Origin of the sequence: Methylibium sp. Pch-M (genome assembly GCF_004136295.1) — a bacterium.
Lineage (GTDB): Bacteria > Pseudomonadota > Gammaproteobacteria > Burkholderiales > Burkholderiaceae_C > Methylibium > Methylibium petroleiphilum.
In genome coordinates this window covers 1-24,583 of record NZ_CP029606.1, presented here as the reverse complement: position 1 = coordinate 24,583, position 24,583 = coordinate 1, and the positions used below count along the sequence as shown (strand labels likewise).

General features: G+C 69.6%; 20 protein-coding genes and 1 pseudogene. 11 read left to right on the top strand and 10 right to left on the bottom strand.

Going from position 1 to position 24,583, the window contains the following annotated elements; all coding sequences use genetic code 11:
- Positions 1-9: 9 nt before the first annotated feature.
- From C1M51_RS00110 to C1M51_RS00100, 3 genes are all read right to left on the bottom strand, one after another.
- Positions 10-2,412: a TonB-dependent receptor gene (locus C1M51_RS00110; RefSeq protein ID WP_129447698.1), complete on the bottom strand. Its 2,403-nt coding sequence runs from the start codon at positions 2,410-2,412 to the stop codon at positions 10-12.
- 135 nt (positions 2,413-2,547) lie between these two features.
- A complete protein-coding gene (locus tag C1M51_RS00105) occupies positions 2,548-3,753 on the bottom strand; it encodes a FecR domain-containing protein (protein ID WP_129447697.1) in 1,206 nt (401 codons plus the stop codon).
- Between the two features lie 93 nt (positions 3,754-3,846).
- A complete protein-coding gene (locus C1M51_RS00100; RefSeq protein WP_129447696.1) occupies positions 3,847-4,365 on the bottom strand; it encodes a sigma-70 family RNA polymerase sigma factor in 519 nt (172 codons plus the stop codon).
- Positions 4,366-4,805: 440 nt separating this feature from the next.
- Between C1M51_RS00100 and C1M51_RS00090 the strand changes: the two genes are divergently transcribed.
- Positions 4,806-6,989: a TonB-dependent siderophore receptor gene (locus C1M51_RS00090; RefSeq protein WP_129447694.1), complete on the top strand. Its 2,184-nt coding sequence runs from the start codon at positions 4,806-4,808 to the stop codon at positions 6,987-6,989.
- 14 nt (positions 6,990-7,003) lie between these two features.
- Positions 7,004-8,146 carry a PepSY domain-containing protein gene (locus C1M51_RS00085; RefSeq protein ID WP_129447693.1) on the top strand — a complete coding sequence of 381 codons (1,143 nt, stop codon included), beginning with the start codon at positions 7,004-7,006 and terminating at the stop codon, positions 8,144-8,146.
- Here C1M51_RS00085 and C1M51_RS00080 read toward each other — a convergent pair.
- From C1M51_RS00080 to cyoA, 7 genes are read right to left on the bottom strand one after another with little or no spacing between them, the layout of a single operon-like run.
- Positions 8,139-8,675: a response regulator transcription factor gene (locus tag C1M51_RS00080; RefSeq protein WP_129447692.1), complete on the bottom strand. Its 537-nt coding sequence runs from the start codon at positions 8,673-8,675 to the stop codon at positions 8,139-8,141. The two genes, C1M51_RS00085 and C1M51_RS00080, sit on opposite strands and share 8 nt — an antisense overlap.
- A complete protein-coding gene (locus tag C1M51_RS00075; protein ID WP_129447691.1) occupies positions 8,665-9,996 on the bottom strand; it encodes an ATP-binding protein in 1,332 nt (443 codons plus the stop codon). The genes C1M51_RS00080 and C1M51_RS00075 overlap by 11 nt, the downstream gene beginning before the upstream one ends.
- Entirely contained in the window at positions 9,980-10,741 is a 762-nt protein-coding gene (locus tag C1M51_RS00070) for an SURF1 family protein (protein WP_242499830.1), read from the bottom strand. The genes C1M51_RS00075 and C1M51_RS00070 overlap by 17 nt, the downstream gene beginning before the upstream one ends.
- 50 nt (positions 10,742-10,791) lie before the next feature.
- Positions 10,792-11,175 carry a cytochrome o ubiquinol oxidase subunit IV gene (gene cyoD / locus C1M51_RS00065; RefSeq protein WP_129447689.1) on the bottom strand — a complete coding sequence of 128 codons (384 nt, stop codon included), beginning with the start codon at positions 11,173-11,175 and terminating at the stop codon, positions 10,792-10,794.
- Complete coding sequence (gene cyoC / locus C1M51_RS00060) at positions 11,172-11,819, bottom strand: cytochrome o ubiquinol oxidase subunit III (RefSeq protein ID WP_165349616.1); 648 nt, start codon at positions 11,817-11,819, stop codon at positions 11,172-11,174. The genes cyoD and cyoC overlap by 4 nt, the downstream gene beginning before the upstream one ends.
- Positions 11,812-13,818 (bottom strand): cytochrome o ubiquinol oxidase subunit I, encoded by a 2,007-nt coding sequence (cyoB, locus tag C1M51_RS00055; protein WP_129452040.1) that lies wholly within the window; start codon positions 13,816-13,818, stop codon positions 11,812-11,814. Before cyoB ends, cyoC begins: the two co-directional genes overlap by 8 nt.
- A gap of 54 nt (positions 13,819-13,872) precedes the next feature.
- Positions 13,873-14,898, bottom strand: a complete 1,026-nt coding sequence (gene cyoA / locus C1M51_RS00050; protein ID WP_129447688.1) for a ubiquinol oxidase subunit II — start codon at positions 14,896-14,898, stop codon at positions 13,873-13,875.
- Positions 14,899-15,081: 183 nt separating this feature from the next.
- Here cyoA and C1M51_RS00045 point away from each other — a divergent pair, with 183 nt between their 5' ends.
- From C1M51_RS00045 to C1M51_RS00005, 9 genes and pseudogenes are all read left to right on the top strand, one after another.
- The gene (locus C1M51_RS00045) at positions 15,082-16,422 is read left to right on the top strand and encodes an MFS transporter (RefSeq protein WP_011829341.1); all 1,341 of its coding nucleotides are present in this window, start codon (positions 15,082-15,084) and stop codon (positions 16,420-16,422) included.
- A gap of 137 nt (positions 16,423-16,559) precedes the next feature.
- Entirely contained in the window at positions 16,560-17,543 is a 984-nt protein-coding gene (locus C1M51_RS00040; RefSeq protein WP_129447687.1) for an aldo/keto reductase, read from the top strand.
- A gap of 38 nt (positions 17,544-17,581) precedes the next feature.
- A complete protein-coding gene (locus tag C1M51_RS00035) occupies positions 17,582-17,830 on the top strand; it encodes a hypothetical protein (protein ID WP_129447686.1) in 249 nt (82 codons plus the stop codon).
- A gap of 10 nt (positions 17,831-17,840) precedes the next feature.
- Complete coding sequence (gene tadA / locus C1M51_RS00030; RefSeq protein WP_129447685.1) at positions 17,841-18,458, top strand: tRNA adenosine(34) deaminase TadA; 618 nt, start codon at positions 17,841-17,843, stop codon at positions 18,456-18,458.
- Complete coding sequence (locus tag C1M51_RS00025) at positions 18,458-19,423, top strand: LD-carboxypeptidase (RefSeq protein ID WP_129447684.1); 966 nt, start codon at positions 18,458-18,460, stop codon at positions 19,421-19,423. The genes tadA and C1M51_RS00025 overlap by 1 nt, the downstream gene beginning before the upstream one ends.
- 74 nt (positions 19,424-19,497) lie before the next feature.
- A complete protein-coding gene (locus C1M51_RS00020; RefSeq protein WP_129447683.1) occupies positions 19,498-21,774 on the top strand; it encodes an ABC transporter substrate-binding protein in 2,277 nt (758 codons plus the stop codon).
- Entirely contained in the window at positions 21,771-22,754 is a 984-nt protein-coding gene (locus C1M51_RS00015; protein WP_129447682.1) for an ABC transporter permease, read from the top strand. The genes C1M51_RS00020 and C1M51_RS00015 overlap by 4 nt, the downstream gene beginning before the upstream one ends.
- A 13-nt stretch (positions 22,755-22,767) precedes the next feature.
- Complete coding sequence (locus tag C1M51_RS00010) at positions 22,768-24,210, top strand: ABC transporter permease (protein WP_129447681.1); 1,443 nt, start codon at positions 22,768-22,770, stop codon at positions 24,208-24,210.
- Positions 24,207-24,581 (top strand): annotated as a pseudogene (locus tag C1M51_RS00005) (ATP-binding cassette domain-containing protein); the annotation flags it as partial. The gene C1M51_RS00010 and the pseudogene C1M51_RS00005, both read left to right, overlap by 4 nt.
- Between the last annotated feature and the right edge of the window lie 2 nt (positions 24,582-24,583).

Here is a 24,583-nt window from a genome sequence, read left to right as displayed (position 1 = left end):
GTCGCCGTGTCAGAACTGCGCCGTCAGTCCCAGCGAGATGTTGCGCGACTCGCCGATGTTGCCCGACGACCATCCGCCGCCGGCCCAGTACCGCGTGTTGAACAGGTTGTACACGTTCAACAGCAAGGTCAGGTCGTGGTTCTGCATCCTGAAGTCGTAGCTGAGCCCCGCATTGGCGACGGTGCGGTCGGGAATCGTCAGCGTGTTGTCCTCGCCGGTGTAGGACGCGCCGAAGTAGCGGACGTTGCCGTGCAGCTTGAGTCCGGCGATCCCGGGAACCCGGTACTGTGCATTGCCGACCACCTGCCACCGGGGCGCGTAGGCGGGTTTGTTCCCTTCGAGGGCCGCACTCTCGGATGAAGCCTTGTCGATGGTGGCGTCGAGGTAGATCGCTCCCAGGCCGAGATTCAGATCCTTGGTGAACTGATAGCCGCCCGAAAATTCGAGGCCCTGGTAGACCAGCAGGCCGTCCTGGGTGAGATAGCGGTCGGTGCCGCGCAACACGTCCATCTGGTTCGAGCGCTCGACGCGGAACAGCGCTGCGGCATAGTCCAGATCGCCGGACTCGTGCTTGACGCCGACCTCGTACTGCTTCGACACGGTGGCTCCCAGCACGTCGCCCGCGTTCGCATAGGGAGGGCTGATCCGCGTGCCCGGCTCCAGGCCTTCGATGTAGCTGCCGTAGAGCCGCGTGCGGGCATCGAGCTTGTAGATCAGCGCCAGGGTCGGGCTGGTTTCTCGGGCCTCGTAGCTGGAATCGTTGGCCGGGTCGCCGTCCAGATCCTTCAGTCGGTAGTCGGTGAAACGCAGGCCGACGATGGCCTGCCAGCGCTCGTCGAAATGCACCGTGTCGCTGACGAAGGCATAGGTCTGACGCGCGTCCAGGCTCACCGGCCCCAGCGAGAAATCGGGCGCCCTGGTGATGCGGAAGGTCTGTTCCTGGTGGATGTTTCCGTCGAAGTCGTTCGACCAGTACCAGTCGTTGCCCCACTTCTCCTTGCTGCGCTGCAGCCCCATCCCTCCGACGATCTCGTGCTTCAGCGCGCCCGTCGTGACGGTGCCCTGCAGGATGGCCTGGGTGAACAGGTTGTCCAGCTTGCCGGCGAAGTTGTATGCATAGCCTTGGTAGTCGCCCGCTTGGTTCAGCAGGTAGGCGAAGGTCTTGTTCGATCGATGCTCCTTGCGCGTGAGCCCGACCTGGTACTTCAGGTTCCACTGGTCGTTGATCTGCCATTGCAGGCCGGTGGAGGCCAGCAGCGTTTCGGTCCTGTAGTAGGAGTTGTCGACGTTGATGTCGTCGTAGTCGTGGGTGACGCTCGGCAGGCGACCGCCGCTGCCCGCGGCGTCGTAGCGGCTGAAGTAGAACTGCATCGGCTCGCCGCGGTTCTCGTTGTCTTCGTAGGCCAGCGTGGTGAACCAGTTCAGCGAAGCGCCGAACTTCTTGTCGACGGCGAGCGAGGCGACCGTGCGGTCGATCTCGCTTTCGTTGTAGGCGGTGCCCTGTTCGGTGGCGAGGTTGGCGCGGACGGCGAGGTCGTCCGCGAGGTGGCGGCTGGTATCGACATGCGCGGAGAACAGGCTCGAGTTGCGATAGCCCAGACTCACCGTCGTCTCGTCCGCCTTCTTCGGCCGCTTCAGCTGGTAGCTCAGTGCGCCCCCCGGCTCGCCGAAACCGTACATGAAACCCGTCAGGCCCTTGAGGGCGGACACGCTCTCGACGATCTCGGTCGGAAAGTCGCCGCCCCAGTACAGCAGCATCGGGATGTCGTCGATGTAGCTGTTGCGCACCGGCATCCCGCGGATCTGAGTGCCCCACCAGTCTGTCGTCGACGATGCGGTGGGGGTGTAGACCGAGGCGTCGTTGACGAAGATCTGGCCGATCGATTTGGCGCCGCGCTCGGTGATCTCGTTGCTGTCGACGACGGTGATCGAGAACGGCGTGTCCAGCAGCGCCTTGTTGCCCAAGGCTCCGGCGGCGGTGTCCTTGGCCAGGTAACCCAGCGGGGAGGTGCCCGTCTGGGCGGTCACCTTGATCGCCGGCAGGGTGGGTTCGCTCGCCGCTTCGGCCGGCGGTGCCGGCTTCACGACCACCGAGGAGCCCTGCACATCCGCCGTGAGCCCACTGGCGGCGAGCAGGCGGTCCACCGCCTGCTGGACGGTCAGGCGGCCCGACACGGCCGGCGCATTCTTTCCGGCCACCAGTGCGGCCGGAAAGCTCATCTGCAGGTTCGCCTGCCGAGCGAGTTCGTTCAGGGCCTGGCCCAGCGGCTGTGGCGCGAGATCGATCGCGATGGGCGCTGCAGCGGCGCTGCCGCTCTGGGCGCGGGCCGGCGTTGCAAGGCCGGGCGCCAGGGCCACGGTGATGGCGGCTGCCAGGGCGAGTGGGGCAGGGGTGAATCGCGCAGGGCGCATGGGGGCGAGCTCCTCGGGTCGGTGGTGGATGTCCGGGGCCGCGCCAACGTGTGCCGGCCCTCTCCTACCGATGAAGACGCATCAGCCGCCCCGATCCTCACCTCGCCACAGAGAAATTCCTCTGGTTTCCCGAAGCTAGCGCGCCACGACTTCCATGTCGTTTCCGAGCGGCACCAGCCGCACCGGCAAGACCTGCGGCAGGGCTTGCGCAAAGCGCTGGAACTGCCGCAGGCTGTAACTGCCACCCACGGGCAGCGCGGCCACGGCCGGATCGCGCAGCACGAGACCGGTAGGTCCGTAGCGCTCGAACTCCGCAATGGCGTGGGCCAGTGGGGTCTGGTCGAAGCGGACCCGACCTTCGCGCCAGAGGGCGATCGCCGCCGGCGGCACGCTCGCCACCGGACCGATATGCCCCGCGGGGTCGACCACCACCTGCTGGCCGGCGCTCAGTTCCACCGCAGGCCCGTGCTCGCCTTGCTCGCTTGCGCCGGCCGCGTGACCGTCCGCCAGGCGGTCGGCGCGGGCCACTCGCACGCGGCCCTCCTCGACCGAGACCACGGTCTGGCCGGCGTCGATCCCCGAGGCGGTATGACGGACGGCGAACCGGGTGCCCACCACAGTGATGCGGAGGGGACCCGCCCACACATGTAACGGGCGCGCCGGATCGCCATGCACCGCGAACAGCGCCTGGCCGTCCTTCAAGTGCATTTCCCGGCGGTCGCGGTACAGGTGCGCCTCCAGCCGCGTGGCGGTGTCGAGCTGCAGCGTGCTGCCCTTCGATACCCGTTCGCCCGCGGCATCCGGCAGCGCGACGGTCAGTTGCTGGCCGCGCGCGGTGGTGTAGCTCCGCTCGAAGAGCGGCTGCTGCCGCCACTGCTCCCAGCCTATCCAACCTGTCCAGCCGACGCCGGCCAGCGCCAGTGCACCGGCCGCGGCGGCCGAGCGCGGAACCAGCCGCCCGATGCCATGCAGCCATCGCCGCCACGCAGGAGCGGCCGCGGCGGGAGTGGCCGTTCGCGGCGGCAGGTCGGTCCCGGGTGCTTGCGCCGCAAGAGCGGCCCTCAACGACGCCAGGTCGTCGTCGGGCAGCTGCTGCAGGTCGCCGAAAGTGGCGTCCATGTCGTCGTAGACGGCGGCGTGGCGCGGGTCGGCGTCCAGCCAGACCTGCAGTTCGGCCTCGCCGGCGCTGTCCAAGCCGTCGCGCCTGCGGGCCACCCAGGTGGCCGCTGCGATGTCCAGCGGATCCTGCGCCTGTACGAAGGCCGCGAATTCGAGTTCGTCGGCGTCCTCCCCGTGCGCGGGGGTGGGCGGGTGATCGGGGGAAGGCGACGGCGAGGGCATCGGGGCGGCAAGGGCTGCGCTTGGGAATGTAGACGCACGAGGGCCGGCGATTCCTCACCCCGGCGCATCGCCCCGGCTCGGGCGAAATCCGCGTTACGCCGGCCCGGGGTCGGCGCGACCGTCCTGCCGCAGCCGGCGCTCGCAGAGCTTGCAGGCCACCATGCCCCGCACCACGTGCTTCTCCACCATGCTGACCGAGATGCCCATGCGCCGGGCGACCTGCGCATGGCAGAGATCATCGAAGACGTGCAGCACGAAGGCCTCGCGGCACCGGGGCGGCAGGGCTTCGATGGCGGCCACATAGGTGCGGATGACCTGTTGCGAGGCCAGCGCCTCGTCGGGTTGCAGGTGCTGCGGGGCGGGCGGATGCTGGTCTTCGGGGATCGCGTCGAGGTCGTCGTGCCGGCGCAGTGCGGCGCGGCGGTGCTGGTCGATGAGCAGATTGCGCGCCGTGCGGTACAGCAGGGCGCGCATGTCCAGTACGGCCTGCCCGGACTGCTGGGCGTTCAGCACGCGGACATAGCTCTCCTGCGCCAGGTCGGCCGCGGTCTCGCGGTCGTTCACCTGGCGGGCCAGAAAGTTCAGCAGTTCGCGGTGGTAGCGCTCCAGCACAACAGAACCCCGTGGGGTTGACGGGAAGCCGGCACCCGAGGACTTGGAGACTGGCTTCGGGCTGGTCTGCGATGCGCGGCGGAATAAGAATTGTTCTTATTGTCTTCGATTAACCCAACGCCGGATCGCAGAACGCACCGGTCTCGATGCGACTTGCAGTCCTGTCTGGATCAAAGATAAGATAACGCGAATTATTATCATTTGTGATCGTAAAATAAGCCTGCCGTGATATCCGCTGCCGTCCGCCTGTGGGCCTGGCCGCTCGCGCTGGGCGTCCTGACCACAACCGGCCTGGTGTCGGCCTTGTTGTCGGAGTCCTGGGGTGATGTGTGGTCGTGGTTCGCGCTCGGCGTGCCCGTTGCAGTCATGGCCTGGTACGGCGCGCGCCGGCCCCTGCAGGCCGCGACCGGTAGCGATCGAGACACCCTGAGGAACCGACGATGAGAACACTCGCTCCCGTGGCGCTCGCTGCGGCCATGGCCTGCCAGCTTCCTGCCGCACACGCGCAATCCGAAACGCCGGCGGCCCAGGCCGACGGCGGCGCCGCCGTGACACTGCCGCCGATCACCGTGAAGGCCAGCGCCGACGCCTCGGCGCAAGGGCTGTCGCCGGCGTTTCCCGGCGGGCAGGTGGCGCGCGGCGGGCGCGCCGGCATCCTCGGCACCCAGGACAACCTGGACACGCCGTTCAGCATCACCAGCTACACCAACGAACTGATCCAGGACCGGCAGGCGCGGAGCGTCGGCGACGTGCTGCAGAACGACCCGGGCGTGCGCGTGGCGCGCGGCTTCGGCAACTTCCAGGAGGCCTACTTCATCCGCGGCTTCCTGCTGAGTTCGGACGACGTGGGCTACAACGGCCTGTACGGCCTGCTGCCGCGCCAGTACATCGCCACCGAGTTGTTCGAGCGGGTCGAGGTGCTGCGAGGCGCCTCGGCCTTCCTGACCGGGATCAACCCGAACGGCGGCGGCATCGGCGGCGCGATCAACCTGCTGCCCAAGCGCGCGCCGAACGAGGATCTGTCGCGCGTGACCCTCGGCGTGGGGCAGCATGGTCAGTACAGCGCAGCCGCCGACCTGGCCCGCCGCTTCGGCCCCGATGCGGCGACCGGGGTGCGCCTGAACCTCGGCTGGCGCGACGGCGGCACCGCAGTCGATGACGAGGACGCACGGCTCGGCGTGGCGTCGATCGGCGTGGACTGGCGCAGCCGCGACGTGCGACTGTCGGCCGACATCGGTTATCAGGACAACCAGCTCGACCGGACCCGGCCCAACGTGTCGCTGGGCGCGGGCGTCACGCGCATTCCGGACGCGCCCGATGCGTCGAGCAATTTCGCGCAGGACTGGTCGTACTCCAACGAGCGCGACGTGTTCGGCAGCTTCCGCGGCGAGATCGACCTGTCCGACGCGGTCACGGCCTGGGCCGCCTATGGCGGACGGCGCTCCGACGAGGCCAACTCGCTGGCCAACCTCGATCTCGTGGATGCCACGGGCGCCGCGACGACCTCGCGCTTCGACAACACCCGCGAGGACGAAGTCGACACCGGCGAACTCGGTCTGCGCGGCCGCTTCGCGACCGGCGCGGTCGGCCACGAGTGGGTGCTGTCGGCCTCCTGGTTCCGGCTGGAGAAGCGCAATGCCTATGCGTGGGACTTCTTCAACACGCTGGCCACCGATCTCTACGCCCCGGTGTCCTACGCCCAGCCGGCCTTCAGCGGCGGCGCCTTCCTCGGCGGCGACCTGGCGAACCCGCTGCGCACCGCTCGCACCAGGATGAGCAGCTTCGCGGTCGGCGACACGCTGTCGCTGCTGGAGGACCGCCTGCGCCTCACGCTGGGCCTGCGCCACCAGAAGCTCGACGTCGACACCTACGCCTACACCGGCGAGTTCACGAGCGCCTATCGCCAGAGCCGCACCAGCCCGGCGCTGGGCCTGGTCTACCGCCTCTCGCCGACGACGTCCGTCTACGCGAACTCGATCGAGGGGCTGATGCAGGGCGCCACGCTGCCGGCCGGCGGCGGCCTGCCCGAACGCACGCTGGCACCGTCAGTGTCGAAGCAGAAGGAGATCGGCGTGAAGGCCGAATCCGGCCGGCTCGGCTTCGGCGCGGCACTGTTCACCACCGACAAGCCGCGCACCGACTTCTTCTCGGCCACCGCGCGAGGCGAGGACCGCCACACCGGCGTCGAGCTGACGGCCTACGGCGAGGTCGTGCGGGGCCTCAAGCTGCTGGGCGGCGCGACCTGGCTCGACACCGAGCAGCGCGACACCGGCGATGCTGCAGAGGGCAAGCGCGTCATCGGCGTGCCGCGCCTGCAAGGCACCCTGGGCGTCGAATGGGACGTGCCCGGGGTGGCTGGCCTCGCGCTCGATGCGCGCACCGTCTACACCGGCGCGCGCTACGCCGACGCGGCCAATGCGCTGAAGGTACCGAGCTGGACCCGCCTGGACGTCGGCGCGCGCTACTACGCCGACATCGCCGGCCGCCTGCTCACGCTACGTGCACGCATCGACAACCTGACGGATCGCGACTACTGGGCCTCGGCCGGGGGCTATCCGGGCCAGGGCTACCTGGTGGTGGGGGCACCGCGCACCGTGGTGCTGAGCGCGGCGGTCGATTTCTGAGTCCTCGCCTCCGCATGCTCGACGCCCGCGCGATCCGCACCTGGACCTGGCTGCACAAGTGGAGCAGCCTGGTCTGCACGGTGTTCATGCTGCTGCTGTGCCTCACCGGCCTGCCGCTGATCTTTCACCACGAGATCGGCCACCTGCTCGGCACGGAGGTCGAGGCACCGCCGATGCCGGCCGGCACCCGGTACGCCAACCTGGACCGCGTGCTGGAAGTCGCGCGGGCGCGCCACCCCGAGCGCGTGGTGCAGTTCGCCTCGCAGCCCGAGGACAGCACCGACCTGTGGTTCGTCACGCTCACGCCCACGCCTGCGCCGACCGAGGACTTCAAGTCGGTGGCAGTCGACGCGCGCACGGCCGAGGTGCTGGCCGAGCCGAAGTTCGACGAGGGCTTCATGCACGTGATGTTCAAGCTGCACGTCGACCTGTTCGCGGGCCTGCCGGGGACGCTGTTCCTCGGGTTCATGGGGCTGCTGCTGCTCGTGGCCATCGTCAGCGGCGTGGTGCTGTACGCGCCCTTCATGCGCAAGCTGCGCTTCGGCGATGTGCGGCGCGAGCGGTCCGCGCGCGTCAAGTGGCTGGACCTGCACAACCTGCTGGGCATCGTGACGCTGGTGTGGGCCTTCGTGGTCGGGGCCACCGGCGTCATCAACACCTGGGCCGACCCGCTGGTGAAATACTGGCAGTACGACCAGCTCGGTGCACTGCTCGCGCCCTACCAGGGCCAGCCGCCGGTACCCGAGGGCGAGCGCGGTTCGGTCCAGCGCTCGCTGGACGGCGCGCTGGCGCACGCGCCGGGCCGCAAGCTGTCGTTCATCGCCTTCCCGGGCACGGCTTTCTCGAGCCCGCACCACACCACCTTCTTCCTGCGTGGGGGTGACCCGCTCACGTCCAAGCTGCTGCAACCCGTGCTCGTCGACGCGAAGACCACCGAGGTCACCGCGGCGCCGGCGCTGCCGTGGTACCTGACCGCGCTGCTGGTGTCGCAACCGCTGCACTTCGGCGACTACGCCGGCCTGCCGATGAAGATCCTTTGGGCGCTGCTGGACATCGCCACCATCATCGTGCTCGGCAGTGGCCTGTACCTGTGGCTGCAACGCAAGCAACCCAGACCGCTGGCCGACGAGGCCGGTGTGGCACAGACGGCTACTTGACGCGCTGTTTCTCGAGCTTGCGGGCCAGCGTTCGCCGGTGCATGCCGAGCCGGCGCGCGGTCTCGGAGATGTTGAAGCCGGTGTCCGCCAGCGTCTCGTGGATGCGCTCCCACTCCAGCGTCTTGATGGAGCTGGCGCGCTGCGTCAGGTCGACCTCGGCGTTGCCCTCGGCGCGCCCGAAGGCCGCCTCGATGTCGTCGGTGTTGGAAGGCTTGGCCAGGTAGTGGCAGGCGCCGAGCTTGATGGCTTCCACCGCGGTCGCGATGCTGGCGTAGCCGGTCAGCACGACGATCAGCATCTCGGGGTCGTGCGCGTGCAGCGTGCGCACGCAGGCCAGGCCGGAGCCGCCGCCGGCCAGCTTGAGATCGACCACCGCATAGCCCGGCGTGCGCTCCCGCAGCAGTGCAGCGACCTGTTCCAGATTCGCCGCCAGCAGCACCGTGTAGCCGCGGCGCTCGAATGAGCGGCCCAGCGTGCGGGCGAAGGAGGCATCGTCCTCGACGATCAGCAGCAGCCGCTCAACGTCCATGGGCTTCCGGTTCTTCGAGCGTGATCGCTGACAGTGGCAGCCGTATTGTGACGATCGCGCCACCGCTTGAGCGATTGCGCGCAGCGACGGTACCGCCCAGCGTGCGCACGACGTTGACCACCAGGAACAGTCCCAGGCCGCCCCCGGGCCGCCCCTTGCTCGACTGGTAGGGCTTGCCGAACTGCGCCAGCATCTCCGGCGCGAAGCCGGGTCCGGTGTCCTTGACGGTCAGCACCAGCGTGTCGCCGTCGCGGTCGACATCCAGGCCGACCCAGCGCGGCGAGGCCTCGAGCGCGTTGTCGAGCAGGTTGTGCAGGGTCTGCTTGACGGCGGAATCCGAGACGATCGGCGGGTCGTCATCGCCGAATCGGTTCGCATAGGTCAGCGTGACGGCGGGCCGGGTGGTGCGCCACTCGGCCAGCAGGTCGTCCAGGAAGCGACCCAGCGTGGTGGCCACCGAGGCCTCGCCGCGCGCCTTGCCGGCCGACAGCAGGATGCCGCTGACGATCGCCTTGCAGCGCTCGATCTGTGTCTGCATCTCGCAGACCTCGCCGTGCAGTTCAGGGTCGGAGGTGAAGTGCGGCAGGTGGCGCCAGTCGCCGAGGATCACCGACAGCGTCGACAGCGGCGTGCCGAGCTCGTGGGCCGCGCCGGAGGCGAGCAGCCCCATGCGCACGATGTGGTCCTCCTCGGCTGCGCGCTGGCGCAGTGCGGCGAGCCGCGCGTCACGGTGGCGCAGGTTGCGCTCGATGCGAGTGACGAAGGTCACCAGCAGCGCCGCGTCGAGCACGAAGCAGATCAGCAGGCCCTGGATGTAAGGGCTGGCGAGACCGCCGCCGGGATCGAGCGGGATCGGCAGCGGGCGGTGCAGGCTGGTGAGGGCGGCGACGCAGCCACTGGTGATCGCCACCAGCGTCCAGATCGATGCCGTCTCCAGCAGCACCGCTCCCAGGATGACCTGCAGCAGGAACAGGAAGACGAAGGGGTTGCCGGTCCCGCCGCTCAGCGAGAGCTGGACCGTCAGTGCGCCGACGTCGACCAGCAACGCGACGAAGAGCTCGCGGTCGGACACCCGTTGGCGCGATCGCCAGCGAGCCTGACTCGCGACGTTGAATGCGACCAGACAGGCCAGCGTCGCCGCCATCTGCTCCAGCGGCAGCCGGATCCCGAAGCCGAAATGCACGACCGCGATCGTCGCCACCTGGCCCACCACCGCGATCCAGCGCAGCTGGATCAGCTGCTGCATGTTGTTCAGGCCGGTCGAGGTGTCGACGATCGCGGCGCGCGCGCCGGTCGCCGCCGCGTCATGCTTGCGGCGCATCGCGCTCTCCTGTGGGGACGGCTTCTGCGCCGCGGCGGCGGTGAGCGTCGCGCACGGCCCACAGTGCCGCGCCGGCAACCATGAACGCCAGCGCAAACCAGGTCAGCGCGTACACGAGGTGGTTGTTGGCAAAGCGGATCACCGTGAGTCCGCCGACCGGCCCCTCGCCGTCCGGCACCGGCGCGGCGCCGGCGTCCGCGTCGACGAAATAGGGGGCAACCTGGCCCAGGCCGCGGGCGCGGGCGATACCGACCACGTCGCGCGAGGTCCAGCGATCGGCCGCAGCGTCGTTGCGGCGCAGGAAGCCGCCGCCCGGCTCGCTCAACCGCAGCAGCCCGGTCACGACGATCTCGTCGCCCGCGTCGCCCGCGTCGCCCGCGGCGCCAGCCGGCGCGCGCCAGCCTGGGGGCACGAAGCCGCGGTTCACCAGCACCACGCTGCCATCGGCCTGCCGCAGCGGCGTCAGCAGCCAGTGCCCCGCGCCGAGCACGGTGGCCGCCTGCACGCGCGTGGCCTGCGCGTGCAGGTAGCGTCCGACGAGCCGGACGTGGCGGTACCCGTCGGTGGCCGCGGTGAGCTCGGGCCAGCGTGCGCGCTCGGGTGCCGCGACCGGCGCCGCGTGCACGCGCTGCTCGACGCGTTCGATCAGGTCGAGCTTCCAGGTGCGCCGCTGCAGCTGCCAGCTGCCGAGCGCGGTGAACACGACGAAGGCCGCCAGGGCCGCGGCCGCGAGAACCAGGCGCACGGGCGTCGATCGGCCGGCGTCGGGCGCGGCAGCGCGCCGGCCCGCCGGGCTCAAGGCATGTTGCGCACTTCGTGCATCGACGCCGGCATCATGTTGTGGTTGAGGTGGTACATCACCCACAGCGAGCCGCTCAACGTGATCACGACGAGCACGAGCGTGAAGATCAAGGCCAGGATCGTCCATCCGCCTTCGGATTTTGCGTTCATGTGCAGGAAGTAGACCATGTGGACGACGATCTGCACCGCGGCGAAGGCGAGGATGACGAGGGCCGTGAGGCCCGACGAGGCGATCACCTTGCCCATCACCAGCCAGAACGGGATCGCGGTCAGCACCAGCGACAGCACGAATCCGACGACATAGCCCTTCAGCGAGCCGTGGCCGGCCTCGTCGCCATCATGGCCGTCGTGGTGGTGCGTATCGACCGGCGCGCTCATGGCAGCACTCCCATCAGGTAGACGAAGGTGAAGACGCCGATCCAGACGACGTCGAGGAAGTGCCAGAACATCGACAGACACATCAGGCGACGCCGGTTCTCGGCGATCAGGCCGCGGCGACCGACCTGGAACATCAGCGTGACCAGCCACACCAGGCCGAAGCTCACGTGCAGCCCATGCGTCCCGACCAACGTGAAGAACGAGGACAGGAAGGCGCTGCGCTGCGGCACCGCGCCCTCGTGGATCAGGTGCGCGAACTCGTAGAGCTCCAGACCGATGAAGCCCGCGCCGAACAGTCCAGTGATCGCGAGCCACAGCAGCGTCGCGCCCTGGCGGCGGCGCTGCATCTCGATCATCGCGAAGCCGTAGGTGATCGAGGACAGCAGCAGCAGCGAGGTGTTGATCGCCACCAGCTTCAGGTCGAACAGTTCCGCGCCGCTCGGGCCGCCGGCATAGCTGCGGCCCAGCACGCCGTGCACCGCGAACAGGCAGGCGAAGATGAGGCAGTCGCTCATCAGGTAGAGCCAGAAGCCGAGCAGCGTGCCGTTCTCGACATGGTGCTCGCCGACGACGTGGAAGCGCGGCGTGGCCGTCGCGTCGGCGGTGCCCGGCAGCGCCGGGGCGAGGGTGGCGGTATCAGACATGGGCGGCAGCGAGCAGGCGGGTGCGGGCTCCCTCGACGCGGGTCACCTCGTCGGCCGGGATGTGGAAGTCGCGGTGGTAATTGAAGGTGTGCACGATCACCGCCACCATCAGCACGGCGAAGGCAACGCCGGCAGGCAGCCACATGTGCCAGATCAGCGCGAACGCGCAGACCGCCGCGATCGCCGAGATCACGAAGCCGGCGCCGGTGTTCTTCGGCATGTGGATTGCGGTGTAGCCGCTGAGCGGTCGTGCGTAGCCGCGCGACTTCATGTCGTGCCAGGCGTCGTTGTCGTGCACGATCGGCGTGAACGCGAAGTTGTAGGCCGGCGGGGGCGACGCGGTCGACCACTCCAGCGTGCGGCCGTCCCAGGGGTCGCCGGTCAGGTCGCGCAGCGCGCGGCGGCGACGGAAGCTCACCACCAGCTGGATCAGGAAGCAGGCGATGCCCAGCGCGATCAGCACCGCGCCGAAGGCGGCGATCTGGAACCAGATCTGCAGCGAACTGTCCTCGAAGTGGCTGACCCGGCGCGTGACGCCCATCAGACCCAGCACGTACAGCGGCATGAAGGCGAGGTAGAAGCCGCTCAGCCAGAACCAGAACGAGCACTTTCCCCAGAACGGATCGAGCTTGTAGCCGAAGGCCTTCGGGTACCAGTAGGTGATGCCGGCCAGCAGGCCGAACAGCACGCCGCCGATGATCACGTTGTGGAAGTGCGCGATCAGGAACAGGCTGTTGTGCAGCACGAAGTCGGCCGGCGGCACCGCGAGCAGCACGCCGGTCATGCCGCCGATCACGAAGGTGACCATGAAGCCCACCGTCCACAGCATCGGCACCTCGAAGCGGATGCGGCCGCGGTACATGGTGAACAGCCAGTTGAAGATCTTCGCGCCGGTCGGGATCGAGATGATCATCGTCGTGATCCCGAAGAAGGAGTTGACGCTGGCGCCCGAGCCCATGGTGAAGAAGTGGTGCAGCCAGACCAGGTAGGACAGGATGGTGATCACCACCGTCGCATACACCATCGAGGCGTAGCCGAACAGGCGCTTGCCGGAGAAGGTGGACACCACCTCGGAGAAGATGCCGAACACCGGCAGCACGAGGATGTAGACCTCGGGGTGGCCCCAGATCCAGATGAGGTTCACGTACATCATGGCGTTGCCGCCGAGGTCGTTCGTGAAGAAGTTCGTGCCGACGTAGCGGTCCAGCGAGAGCAGCGCCAGCACGGCGGTCAGCACCGGGAAGGCCGCGACGATCAGCACGTTGGTGCACAGCGCGGTCCAGGTGAAGACCGGCATCTTCATCAGCGTCATGCCCGGCGCGCGCATCTTGACGATGGTGGCGATCAGGTTCACGCCGGAGAGCAGGGTGCCGACCCCGGCGATCTGCAATGACCAGATGTAGTAGTCGACCCCCACGTCGGGGCTGAAGGCGATGCCCGACAGCGGCGGGTAGGCCAGCCAGCCGGTCTTGGCGAACTCGCCGACGAACAGCGACACCATCAGCAGGCCGGCGCCGAAGGTCGTCATCCAGAAGCTGAAGTTGTTCAGGAACGGGAAGGCCACGTCGCGGGCGCCGATCTGCAGCGGCACGACGAAGTTCATCAATCCGGTCACCAGCGGCATGGCCACGAAGAAGATCATGATCACGCCGTGGGCCGTGAAGATCTGGTCGTAGTGGTGCGGCGGCAGGTAGCCCAGGTTCTCGCCGAAGGCGATGGCCTGCTGGGCCCGCATCATCAGGGCGTCGGCGAAGCCGCGCAGCAGCATCACCAGGCCCAGGACGATGTACATGATCCCGATCTTCTTGTGGTCGATGCTGGTGATCCAGTCGCGCCACAGCGTGCCCCAGGCGCGGAAGTAGGTCAGCGCGCCGAGGACCGCGAGGCCGCCCAGCACCACCATCGCGAAGGTCGCGAGCAGGATCGGCTCGTGCAGCGGGATGGCGTCCCAGGTCAGTCGGCCGAACAGGAGCTTCGTCGTATCGGGGTGGTCGAACATCATGGGTGCGGGGCCAGGGGGATCGGTCGGCGAGGCGGCGGGGCGCGGGCCGGCTCAGGGGATCGCGACGAACGCGGGACGCGTGGCGGCGTCGGCGGCGACGAGTGGGGCATCGGCGACGGTGCAGACCGCGTCCGGGCCGTTCGGCAGCGCGTTCGCGCCGGTGCCGCGGCGCGCGTCCAGGGCCATGATCTGCTTCATGCACAGCGTGCCGGGCTCGACGCAGCGGTCGACGATGGCGTCGTAGAGGTCGGGCGCGACGCGGGCGTAACGACGCGCCGGTTCGCGCTCGCTGGGCTTCTCGAGCGCCAGATAGGCGGCACGGTCCAGCGTGCCCTGGCCGGCGCGGGTGGCGTCGACCCAGCGGTGGAAGTCCTGCGGCGCCATGCCGCGGAAGGTGAAGCGCATGCCGGAGAAGCCCGCGCCGCTGTAGTTGGCCGAGAAGCCCTCGTACTCGCCGACCCGGTTGATCACCGCGTGCAGCTTGGTCTCCATGCCCGGCATCGCGTAGATCTGGCCGGCCAGCGCGGGGATGTAGAACGAATTCATCACCGATGACGAGGTGATCTTGAAGCGGATCGGCACGTCGACCGGCGCGGCCAGTTCGTTGACGGTGGCGATGCCCTGCTCGGGGTAGATGAACAACCACTTCCAGTCGAGCGCCACCACCTCGACGGTCAGCGTCGGCGTGTCCGGCGCGACCGGGCGCTGCGCGTCGATGCGCTGCAGCGGACGGTAGGGATCCAGCGTGTGGGTGCTGATCCAGGTCACGGCGCCGAGTGCGATGATGATCAGCAGCGGCGCGGCCCAGATCACCAGCTCGAGCTGGGTGGAGTGGTCCCAGTCGGGCGCGTAGGTGGCTGCCTTGTTCGATGCGCGGTAGCGCCAGGCGAACAGCAGCGTCAGCACGATCACCGGCACGATGATCAGCAGCATCAGCACCGTGGAGACCACGATCAGGCGGCCCTGCTGGGCGGCGATGTCGCCGGACGGGTTCAGCAACACGGTGTCGCAGCCGGCGAGCAGGGCGAGCGAGGCGAGCGCGAGCAGCAGACCGCGGAGTGACTTGAGTGGGCGCATGCGAGGGCGTGAGAGGTTCGGCGCCGCGGACCACGGACGGGGCGGCGCGGGCGCAATGTAGAGGCCCCGGCGCGTGGCGGCGATTGGACGTTTTGTCCTATGGCGGCCGGCGCCGCGCCATGCGAACCTGCGTCACCGTACCGTCAAGCCGCCGTCCCGGGTCGCCCGGAGGCCGTCCGTCCGATGTCCAGCTTCAGCCACGCCCAGCCCCACCTGCCGTCGTCCAGCGCCGCCGAGCGCGACGCGCGGCAGCGCTCCGCCGATCACCAGAAGGTCGCTCCCGGCGAGATCGCGGTGGGCGTGGTCATCGGCCGCGCGTCCGAGTACTTCGACTTCTTCGTCTACGGCATCGCCTCGGTGCTGGTGTTCCCGGCGTTGTTCTTCCCCTTCGTCGACCGCCTGCAGGGCACGCTGTACGCCTTCGTGGTGTTCTCGTTCGCCTTCATCGCGCGGCCGCTCGGCACCGTGCTGTCGATGGCCATCCAGCGGCGCTGGAGCCGCGGCACCAAGCTCACCGTGGCGCTGTTCCTGCTGGGCACCTCGACCGCCGGCATCGCTTTCCTGCCCGGCTACCAGACGCTGGGCGCGGCCTCCATCGTGCTGCTGGCGCTGTTCCGCATCGGCCAGGGCGTGGCGCTGGGCGGCTCGTGGGACGGGTTGCCCTCGCTGCTGGCGCTCAATGCCCCGCCCGAGCGGCGCGGCTGGTACGCCATGCTCGGCCAGCTCGGCGCGCCACTGGGCTTCATGCTCGCCAGCGGCCTGTTCGCCTACCTGGTGGCCAGCCTGTCGACCGCCGACTTCCTGGCCTGGGGCTGGCGCTACCCGTTCTTCGTGGCCTTCGCGATCAACGTGGTGGCGCTGTTCGCGCGGCTGCGGCTGGTCGTCACCCACGAGTACGAACGCCTGCTCGACGAGCGCGAGCTCGAGCCCATCGGGGTGCTCGAACTGGTCCGCAGCGAGGGCCACAACTTGGTGATCGGGGCCTTCGCGGCGCTGGCCAGCTACGCGCTGTTCCACCTGGTGACCGTGTTCCCGCTGTCGTGGGTCACGCTGTACTCGCAGCAGTCGGTGGCCGGCTTCCTGACCATCCAGATCTTCGGCGCCGCACTGGCGGCCGGTGGCATCGTCGCCTCGGGCTGGATCGCCGACCGCATCGGTCGGCGCAGCACGCTGGGCGCTTCGGCGGTGCTGATCGGCATGTTCAGCGGCTTTGCGCCCACGCTGCTGGGCGGTGGCCCGCTGGGTCAGGACGTGTTCATGCTGATCGGCTTCGCGCTGCTGGGACTGTCCTACGGCCAGGCGGCCGGCGCGGTGACCTCGAACTTCTCGTCGAAGTACCGCTACACCGGCGCCGCGCTGACCGCCGACCTGGCCTGGCTGATCGGCGCGGCCTTCGCGCCGCTGGTCGCGCTGGGGCTGTCGGCCCACTTCGGACTGGCCTACGTCAGCATCTACCTGCTGTCCGGCGCGGCCTGCACGCTGGCCGCATTGAGCCTCAACCGCGCGCTGGGACCTCGCGACTGAGCCTGCGCGGGCTTCCGGCGCGCTCGCTTTCCTCCATCGACGGCGGCCCGATCGGCTGCCGCCCGCAGCACAATGCAGTCCATGCCGGTCCCGGGGCGGGCCGGTGACCGATCTCATTGTGCGAGGAGAAGACCCCGATGGAGTACGTTCCGCTCGGCCGGACCGGGCTGAAGGTGTCCCGGCTGTGCCTGGGCTGCATGACGTATGGCGTGCCGGAGCGTGGCACCCACCCCTGGACACTGGACGAGGTGCAGAGCCGCCCCTTGATCCGGCGCGCGCTCGACCTGGGCATCAACTTCTTCGACACCGCCAACAGCTACTCCGACGGTACGTCGGAAGAGATCGTCGGCCGTGCCCTGCGCGAACTGGCCCGGCGCGATGAGATCGTCCTTGCCACCAAGGTGTACTTCCCGTCGCGGCAGGCCCCCAACGTGGGCGGCCTGTCGCGCAAGGCCATCCTGGCGGAGATCGACAACAGCCTGCGCCGGCTGGGCACCGACTACGTGGATCTGTACCAGATCCATCGCTGGGACTACGGCACGCCGATCGAGGAAACGCTGGAGGCGCTGCACGACGTGGTGAAGGCGGGCAAGGCGCGCTACATCGGCGCGTCGTCGATGTACGCGTGGCAGTTCGCCAAGGCGCTGCACACCGCCGAGCGCCATGGCTGGACGCGCTTCGTGACGATGCAGAACCACCTCAACCTGATCCATCGCGAGGAGGAGCGGGAGATGCTGCCGCTGTGCCGCGACGCCGGCATCGGCGTGCTGCCCTGGAGCCCGCTGGCTCGCGGTCGCCTCACCCGCGACTGGACCGAAGGCAGCGGCCGCATGGCCACCGACGAGGTTGGCAAGCGCCTCTACCTCGAGCGCACGGCCGACGCCGACCGGCAGGTGGTCGAGGCGGTGGCCCGTGTGGCCACGGCCCGCGGCGTGCCGCGGGCACAGGTGGCGCTGGCCTGGGTGGCGCAGCAGGCCGGCGTGACCGCGCCGATCGTCGGCGCGTCGAAGCTGCAGCACCTGGACGATGCGGTCGCGGCGCTGTCGCTGCAGCTCGCGCCGGACGAGCTGCAGGCGCTGCAGGCCCCGTACATTCCGCATGCGGTCGCCGGCTTCGAGTGAGCGGCGCGGCGGGCCACGGCGGGGAAAGGGAGCGTCGCATGCGCATCGTGTTCGGGGCATTGGGACTGCTGGTCGCGCTGGCGATCGTGGGTTCGCTGGTGAAGCGGCAGCTCCAGACCGTCGGCGCGCCGGTGCAGCCCGAGGCGGCCAGTGCTGCCGGCGTGGCGCTGCCGGCCGGCACGGGCACGCCGGCCCAGCAGTCGCAGCAATTGCAGCGCCGCATCGGCGACGACGTGAACCGGCTGATGCAGCAGGCCCCGGCCCGCATCGAGGGCGCCACGCCGTGAGGCCCGCCGCATGAGCGATCCCGCCGAACAGACGCGCAAGGACGAGGCCGCGATGCGGCTCGCGCTCGACCAGGCGCAGAACGCGTGGCTGGTCGGCGAGGTGCCGGTCGGCGCGGTGATCGTGCGCGAGGTCGACGGCGTGCACCAGGTGGTGGCGACCGGCTACAACCGCCCGATCACCACCCACGACCCGACCGCGCACGCCGAGATCGTGGCGCTGCGCCATGCCGCGCAACTGCTCGGCAACTACCGGCTGCCGGACTGCGAGCTCTACGTGACGCTAGAGCCCTGCGCGATGTGCGCGATGGCGCTGGTGCACGCGCGCTTCAGGCGCGTGGTGTTCGCCGCCGCCGACCCCAAGACCGGCGCGGCCGGCTCGGTGATCGACCTGTTCGGGCAGCGGCAGCTGAACCACCACACCGCGGTGCAGGGCGGCGTGCTGGCCGATGCCTGCGGCCAGCTGCTGCGCGAATTCTTCGCCGAGCGGCGGGCCCAGGCGCGCCGCGAACGCGGCGAAGCGGCCGCCGCCCCGGCCGCGCCGGTCGCGGCTGCCGCCGACCCGGACTACAACATCGTCGAGGTGATCGAAATGCAAGACACGATGCCTGGCGACCTGACGGACCTTTGATGCAGCCCACCCACCCGCACGATCACGATGGTCACGATCATGACCACGACCATGAGGCACCGGCACGCAGCCTGACGATCCACTCGCCCTCGGGCGTGGTGGCGCAGGGTGCGGCGCTCACCCGCGCGCAGCGCCACCTGCGCCGGCTCGGCTTCGACGCCCACCTGGACGACTCGGCACGCGCGCGTTCGCAGCGCTTCGCCGGTGACGACGACACGCGCCTCGCGGCGCTGCACCGCGTGGCGCGAGACGGCCGCGACATCGCGCTGGCCTCGCGCGGCGGCTACGGCCTCACGCGCCTGCTCGACCGCATCGACTACCCGCTGATCGCGCAGTCCATCGACGCCGGCAAGCGCTGGGTCGGCTACAGCGACCAGACCGCCTTCCAGCTCGCGGTGCTGGCCCACACGCAGCGCCCCACCTGGGCCGGCCCGCTGGCCTGCGACGACTTCGGCCGCACGCCGGAGCAGGGCGGTGTCGACGACATCACCGAGGCCTGCTTCGCCGAGGCGATGCGCGGCGAGCTGGAGGCCATCGGCTTCCGCACCGAGGCCGGCTTCGATGGCCTGCAGGCGCGCGGCACGCTGTGGGGCGGCAACCTGTGCGTGCTGCTGTCGCTGCTGGGTACGCCGCACTGGCCGCGCGTCAAGGGCGGCATCCTGTTCCTCGAAGACGTGAACGAGCATCCCTACCGCATCGAGCGCAGCCTGCTGCAACTGCAGCAGGCCGGCGTGCTGGATGCGCAGAAGGCGGTGGTGCTGGGTGGCTTCACCGACTACCGCAAGTCACCGCTGGACCGCGGCTACACGCTCAGGAGTGCCGTCGAGCACCTGCGCGGCACGACGCGCACGCCGGTCCTGACCGGCCTGCCGTTCGGTCACGTGCCGACCAAGGTCTGCCTGCCGGTCGGGCGTCGGGCCACGCTGGTCGTCGAGGGCCGCGACGCGATGATCGGCTGGGCCTGAGGCGCGGCGCGCGGACCACCTGCTCGCTACCATCGGGCCTGCCGTCTCCGCTCCGAGCCTGATCCGCCGCTACCGTGTCGCCGCCGTCGAGTCGCTTCCTCCCCGCGCTGTTCCGGCGGCTGGCGTTGCTGCTGTGCGGCGCGGCCCTCGCGACCGGCTGCAACAACAGCCCGCTGCCGGCCGGCGAGGCGGCCACCAACACGCTGTTCACCGGTTTCCAGGAGAAGTCGCCGCGCCACCTGGACCCGACCGCCTCGTACTCGAACGACGAGACCAAGATCACCTACCAGGTCTACGAGCCGCTCTACGGCTACCACTACCTGAAGCGGCCCTACCAGCTGGTGCCCAAGCTCGCGGCGGCCATCGTCGCGCCGAAATACTTCGACCAGTCCGGCCGGCCGCTGCCCGACGACGCGCCGGGCGAGCAGGTCGCACTCAGCGTCTACGAGGTGCCGCTGAAGCACGGCGTGCGCTACGCGCCGCACCCGGCCTTCGCGAAGGACGGCCAGGGCCGCTACCGCTATCACACGGACCATGCGTTGACGCGTGCCGAGCTCGGCGATCGCCACTCGCCGCTGGATTTCGAGCACCAGGGCACGCGCGAGCTGGTGGCGGAGGACTTCGTCTACGCCCTCAAGCGCCACGCCAGCACGCGGGTGCAGGCGCCGGTGTTCTCGGTGTTCTCGGCCTACGTGCTCGGGCTCAAGGACTACGGCGCGCTATTGCACGAGGAGGACCGCAAGCTGCTCGCCGGGCTGCCCGCGTCGGCGCTCGACAAGCCTTTCCTCGACCTGCGCAGGTTCCCGCTGGCCGGGGCCGAGGCGCCGGACCCGCACCTGCTGCGCATCCGCATCCTCGGCAAGTACCCGCAGTGGCCGTACTGGATGGCGATGACCTTCCTCGCGCCCATCCCCTGGGAAGCCGATGCCTTCTACGCCCAGCCCGGCATGGCGGGCCAGGGCCTGAGCCTGGAGACCTGGCCGGTCGGCACCGGCCCGTACATGGCCACGGTCTACGAGCAGGACCGCCGCCACGTGCTGGAGCGCAACCCGAACTACCGGCAGGACGACCTCTATCCCTGCGAGGGCGCGCCGGACGATGCGCCCGAGCTGCTGGCCGACTGCGGCAAGCGCATGCCCTTCATCGATCGCCTCGTGTTCCGCGCCGAGAAGGAGAAGGTGCCGATCAAGTCGAAGTTCATCCAGGGCTATTCCGACGTGCCGGAGATCGAGCGCCCCGAGTGGGGCATCGAGTTCCATGCCGACGCCGACGACTCCGAGGCGACGCGGCGGCTGTTCGCCGAGCGCGGCTTCCGCTTCCCGCGCGCGGTCGACGTGTCGAACTGGTACGTCGGCTTCAACTGGCTCGACCCGGTGATCGGCAAGGGCGACACGCCGGAGCAGCAGGCGAAGAACCGCAAGCTGCGGCAGGCGCTGTCGATCGCGATCGACTGGGAGGAATACGTGCGCGTGTTCCCGAACAAGGGCGGTGAGCCGGCCCACGGGCCGCTGCCGGCCGGCATGTTCGGCTCGCGCCACGGCACGCCGGAGGGTTTCAACCCGGTCACGCACGTGCGCGTGAACGGCGAGCTGCGGCGGCGGCCGCTCGCCGACGCCGAGCGCCTGATCGCCGAGGCCGGCTATCCGGGCGGTCGCGACGCGAAGAGCGGCCGGCCGCTGGTGCTGAACTACGACTACCAGCGCATCCCGACGCCCGAGCTCAAGGCCGAGATGGACTGGATGGTCAAGCAGTTCGCGAAGCTCGGCGTCACGCTCGAGATCCGCGCGACCGACTACAACCAGTTCCAGGACAAGATGCGCAAGGGTCGGCAGCAGGTGTTCTGGTGGGGCTGGCTGGCCGATTACCCGGACGCCGAGAACTTCCTGTTCCTGCTCTACGGCCCGAACGCCAAGGCCGGCAACGACGGCGAGAACGCCGCCAACTACGCCAACGCCGAGTACGACCGGCGCTACGAGCGCCTGCGCCTGCTCGACGACGGGCCGCAGAAGCAGCAGCTGATCGACGAGATGGTGGCCCTGCTGCGCGAGGACGCGCCCTGGACCTTCGGCTTCTTCCCGTACTCGGCCAGCGCCTTCCAGCCCTGGGTGCACAACGGCAAGCCCGGCGTGATGGTGCGCGACATGGCGCGCTACTACCGGATCGACCCGGCGCTGCGCGTCGCGAAGCAGGCCGAGTGGAACCGGCCGCGGTGGTGGCCGCTGGGGCTGATGGCGCTGGCCGCGCTCGCCGTGGCATGGCTGGCGCGCCGGGTGTTCATGGCCCGCGAGCGCAGCACCGCGCGAGGCCGCGGGGCCACCGGCGCGCGCGCGGGGGAGGGCGCCGGAGCATGACCGCCTACGCACTGCGCCGTCTGGGCTATGGGCTGCTGGTCCTGCTCGGCGTCAACCTGTTCACCTTCTTCCTGTTCTTCACCGTCAACACGCCGGACGACATGGCACGGCTCAACATCGGCGGCAAGCGCGTCACTGCAGAGCAGATCGTCAAGTGGAAGGCCGAGCGCGGCTACGACAAGCCGCTGTACTGGAACGCCGCGGAAACCGGCACCCGGCAGGCCACGAACACCATCTTCTGGGAGCGCTCGGTCAGCCTGTTCGCGCTCGACTTCGGCCGCGCCGACGCCGAGTCGGCCGGCGACATCGGCACGCAGATCCAGAGCCGCATGGCGGCGAGCCTGCAGCTCGCGCTGCCGCTGTTCATCCTGCAGGTGATCGTGAGCACGCTGTTCGCGCTGCTGCTGGTGTTCTTCCGCCATTCGCGGCTCGACTTCTGGGGTGTGGTGCTGTGCGTGGTGATGCTGTCGATCTCCAGCCTGTTCTACATCATCGTCGGGCAGTACCTGTTCTCGCGCGTGTTCCGGCTGGTGCCGATCTCGGGCTACTCGCCGGGCTGGGACGCCTGGCGCTTCCTGGTGTTGCCGGTGTGCCTGTCGCTGTTGTCGCGCCTGGGCAGCGAGGCACGGCTCTACCGCGCGATGTTCCTCGAGGAGCTCAACAAGGACTACGTGCGCACCGCCAAGGCCAAGGGCCTGGCCGAGCACGTGGTGCTGCTGCGCCACGTGCTGCGCAACGCGCTGCTGCCCATCATGACCAGCGCCGGCGCCTACCTGCCGTACGTCTTCCTGGGCAGCCTGGTGTTCGAGCGCTTCTTCGACATCCCGGGCCTCGGCGCCTACGTGATCGACGCCATCAGCGGCCAGGACTTCGCCATCGTGCGCAGCATGGTGTTCGTGGGCTCGGTGCTCTACATCGCGTCCTATGTGCTGATCGACATCCTCTACACCTGGGCCGATCCCCGGGTGCGGCTGGGCTGAGGGAGCGGACGGCATGCCCCGACTCGTCTTCCTCTGGACCGACGCGGTGATGCTGCTCCTGGTGCTGGGTGTGACGCTGTACGTCTGGCGGATGTGGCGCAATCCGGAGGCACGGCGGCCCTGGCGCAAGGCCTTCCGCGAGGCGCCGGCGCTGTGTTCCGCGCTGGTGCTGCTGGCCTTCGGGACGGTGGCACTGCTCGACTCGCTGCACTTCCGCCGCGCCCTGCCGGCTGGCGAGGGGCAGGTGCAGGCCTACAGCCCGCGCGCGGAATCGGTGCTCGACGCCCTGCTGGCGCGCCAGTTCGAGATGCGCGAGGCCACCTACTCGCGGCCGCTGGCCTGGCAGGGCTTCGCGAAGCAGAGCCTGCAGGTGGGCGGCAGCACCGAGCGCGGCTACCCGCGGCTGCAGCATGCCGGCGCCCACCTCGCGGACCCGGCCACGCAATGGGCCCCCGACGTGACGCGGCGCGCGCTGACCGGGCTGGCGGCGGGCGCCGTGGTCGCGCTGGCGATCGGCGCCGCGCTGGCCGGCGCGCGGGCCCGGGCCCAGCGGCGCTCCTTCGGGCCATCGCTGCGCGAACTGCTGCGCAACGAGACCGACCTGCCGTTGCGCGCGGCCTGGCTCACGTTGGCGGCGATGGCGCTGCTGGCCGGTCCGGTGATCGCGCTGATGGGCCACTACCACGTGCTCGGCACCGACCGCACCGGCAACGACGTGCTGCTGCAGGCGCTCAAGAGCGTGCGCACCGCCTTCGTGATCGGCACGCTGGCGACGCTCGCCACGCTGCCGCTGGCCATCGTGTTCGGCGTGGTCGCCGGCTACTTCCGCGGCTGGGTCGACGACCTGATCCAGTACGTCTACACCACGCTGTCCTCGGTGCCGAACGTGCTGCTGATCGCTGCCTGCGTGCTGATGGTGCAGGCCTTCATCGACCAGCATCCGGAGCTGTTCGAGACCGGCGCCGAGCGCGCCGACGTGCGCCTGCTGCTGCTCTGCCTGGTGCTGGGCCTCACCGGCTGGGCCTCGCTGTGCCGGCTGCTGCGCGCCGAGACGCTGAAGGTCCGCGAGCTCGAGTACGTGCAGGCGGCCACCGCCTTCGGCGTCGGGCCGCTGCGCATCATGGCGCGCCACATCCTGCCCAACGTGATGCACCTGGTGCTGATCACCACGGTGCTGGAGTTCTCGGCGCTGATCCTCTACGAGGCGGTGCTGAGCTATGTGGGCGTCGGCGTCGACCCGTCGATGAACAGCTACGGCGGCATGATCAACCTGGCGCGCAGCGAGATGAGCCGCGATCCGGTGGTGTGGTGGTCGTTCGCCGCGGCGTTCGGCTTCATGGTGACGCTGGTGCTGGCGGCCAACCTGTTCGCCGATGGCGTGCGCGATGCCTTCGACCCGCGTTCGCGCAGCTTCCGCGCCCGTGTGCTGCCGGCCGCCGGCAAGGGGGTGCCATGAGCACGCCGGTCCGCCCCAAGGGGGAATGCCGGAGTGCGCAGCACGAAGGTGGTCCAGTGAGCGCTGCGCCTGCAGACACCCTGTCCATCGAGGCGCTGCACGTCGCGCTCGACGCCGACGCCGGCTTGGTGCGCGCGATCGACGGCCTGAGCCTGGCCATCACGCGCGGCGAGACCTTCGCGCTGGTGGGCGAGTCGGGCTGCGGCAAGAGCATGACGGCGTTGGCGCTGATGCGGTTGCTGCCCGAGAACGGCCGCGTCACCGCCGGCTCGGTGCGGCTGGGCGGCGAGGAACTGCTGGACCTGCCGGAGTCGCGCATGCGGGCGGTGCGCGGTGCGCGCGTCGGCATGATCTTCCAGGAGCCGGCCACCAG